This is a genomic window from Gluconobacter cerinus (assembly GCF_002723935.1).
GTDB lineage: Bacteria > Pseudomonadota > Alphaproteobacteria > Acetobacterales > Acetobacteraceae > Gluconobacter > Gluconobacter cerinus.
On the sequence record NZ_BEWM01000037.1, the window covers coordinates 1 to 2,603 of the forward strand.

A 2,603-nucleotide genomic window follows, 5' to 3' on the forward strand; every position below is an offset into this window, starting at 1 on the left:
GCGTCGGTCGTGGCAATGGCGCGTTGCAGCGCAAGTTCGGGATTGGCCATGCCTGCTGCCGCAACAGGCTCGGGCGGTTTGGTGGCGCAGGCCGAGAGGGCCAGCAGAAGAACAGGTGTCAGAAGGTAGTGGTGTCGCATGGATCCCTCCAGATGTTGGAAGGATCATCGCGGCTCGATCTGCGACTTAGACGGAAAAAACTTGAAGGCGTCTCATCGCCACTCAGGGATAGGTCTTGCTTGCCCTGATGTGTTTTGTGTTGCTTTTGTTGAACATATGTTTAACAGATATTTCCAGTAAGTCGGTCCCAAAGAGAAGATACGCGAGTGCCGGTGAGTGCCGCAGAGTAAAGAGAGATCCCGACACGATGCCCCAGATCACTGCAAACACAGCCCATTTCGGAATGCGGCTTGAAGCCGATTTCAAAGAAGAGTCCTTCAGGAAGGTCAAGGAACTCGGAACGACGCCTGCTGACCTGTTTCGGGACGTTCTTGAATATGTCGTCAGAAACAACCGTCTGCCGATCCGCAAGGAAGTCGTGAGCGACGATGATGCCGTTCTTCTTGATCTGGTCAAGAAACGCATGAAGAACCCGGGGGAAATTATGAGGAACGTGAACCTTGACGATCTACTCTCTGGACATCCCGGAAGTCGTAAGGGATGAGCTGTACGCGCTGGATTACAGCGTTGCAGAGCGGTTCGTAAAAAAGCTCCGCAAAATCCTGCATAACCCGCATGTTCCAAAGAACAAGCTTCGCGGTTTACCGAATTGTTATAAAATCAAACTGCGTGATGATGGCATCCGTGGGGTGTATCAGGTCCACGATCAGGAGATCACGGTTCTTTTGATCGCGGTCTGCAAGCGCGACAAAAGTGCCGTTTACGAAACTGCTAAAGACCGATTGTAAAAAGAGGGGGTTTTATCCCCCTCCTCTCGTTAATCGTGCGTCTTACGCAGCGGCCCGCTGCTGCTCATCCATCGCCTCAAGGCGCTCGTACAAGCCGCCTGCAATGCCTTGGCCGGACAGGATCTCATCCACCAGCGCATCCATGACGCCCTGCTGTGCCTGTTCGTCCTGAAGAAACGAGCTTTTCATCGCCAGGGCCTTGCGGCGGGCAAGTTCCTTTTCCGCACTCCCGCCTGGGAACACGATGGCAAGGCACCGCAAGGCGCGGCTTGAGGGCATCCGGGCAAAGAGACGAGACCGCAGAGCGGTATCGTTTGGCGTGCTGGAGAAAGCCCAGAGTTCAATGGGGCCGAGCACGTTGACCAGAAGCTGCTCATATTTGCCTTCGGCTGCGTTCATCACCACGAAGAACGGCGCACCGTTGCGGCCTGGACCGGGCAGGCGGTTGCGCATCACATAGGCGCTGGCAGGTGTGAGCTTGAAGTTCTCGATCATCTCGTTGGCCTCGCGCTCGTCTCCGCATTTCAGGATCCAGCGGGCCGTGGACTGACCTACGAGATCGGCGCTGAAATCACCGCTGCGCTGGCTGATGAACGAAAGCTGCACATTGTGCTTACGGCCCTCACGAACGTCCCGGATCGCCTGCTTATCGACCTGCGGGGCCTCCTTGGGACGATGCCACTCCTCAAAATCGAGACGCTTGATCGTCTCCTTCATCTCGGTGAAGCGGCTGCGATGATACTCCCGCACATTCTCGGGCATGATCGGCAGATCCGCATATTCCGGGTGCAGGAAGAAGTTCCGGCCGATCAGGTAGCGGCCGAGCATATACATCAGGGCCGTCTGCCGGTTTGCACTCTCTGACCCCTGTGGCGCGACACGGGCCAGATCCAGCACGATGATCCGGGCGTCGCCCAGATCAAGCTGGGTCGGCTCGGAGAGCGTCGGATACTTCTTGATGGCCGCCATGATGTAGCGCTCGAACGCATCAATGAGCGTCTCGTGCGTGGGCAGGACGATTTTGGAATAGCGATTGAAGATTTCCGGCGCGCGGGCCGCTGCAATCAGATCCTGAAGAACCGGAACGGCATGACGTTGGGCAATCCCCGCCAGACGATGCTCGCCCGCAGCGATCAGGGCCGTCACAACGTCACGCCACCAGGTCGGATCCGCACTTTCGAGATCGCCTTCGGCCGCAGCGTGGTGCGGGAGCTGGAGGCCGAGGCGGTGGATAGCCTCATCCACCAGAGGCTCGATACCCTCGCGGTAGTGCTTCGGATTGCCGCCTGCAACACCCGTGCACTGACGATAGGCCTCCGCAATCACGTCGCCGACGAGCTGGTCCATCCCTTCGAAAGGCTGACCATCAAGGGGTGTGGCCAGCAGGGACACAAAGTTGTCGATGGCGACTTCTTCAAGCGGCAGCGGATATTCCAGGCCCACCTGAAGGTCGAAGATATTGACCTCAAAGCCGGGCGCCATCTGCATTTCCACGAAGATGGCCTCATGGGCACGATCCGGCCCGAGCGCGTTGCGGACCATTTCGATAAAGCCGAGAGACGCATGGCCGATGTCCAGCTTCGCCAGCAGCGGCAGCTTGACGCCATTATTGCCCATGGCCGCAGAACTCAGGAGCAGGCCGAGAAGAATGGTGTTTCCGAGCACGGTCTTACCGCTGCCTGGAGGGGCGACGAT

2 protein-coding genes and 1 pseudogene are annotated in these 2,603 nt (G+C 57.8%); 2 read left to right on the forward strand and 1 reads right to left on the reverse strand.

The genetic code is table 11. The features are described 5' to 3' along the window. The first annotated feature begins 367 nt into the window (after window positions 1-367). Window positions 368-664, forward strand: coding sequence for a type II toxin-antitoxin system RelB/DinJ family antitoxin (locus tag GCE01_RS16510; protein ID WP_099213700.1), 297 nt, complete (start codon window positions 368-370; stop codon window positions 662-664). Then, the gene (locus GCE01_RS16515) at window positions 621-908 is read left to right on the forward strand and encodes a type II toxin-antitoxin system RelE family toxin (protein ID WP_099213701.1); all 288 of its coding nucleotides are present in this window, start codon (window positions 621-623) and stop codon (window positions 906-908) included. The genes GCE01_RS16510 and GCE01_RS16515 overlap by 44 nt, the downstream gene beginning before the upstream one ends. A 42-nt stretch (window positions 909-950) precedes the next feature. Here the strand turns inward: GCE01_RS16515 and GCE01_RS16520 are convergent. Then, window positions 951-2,603 (reverse strand): annotated as a pseudogene (locus GCE01_RS16520) (ATP-binding protein); the annotation flags it as partial.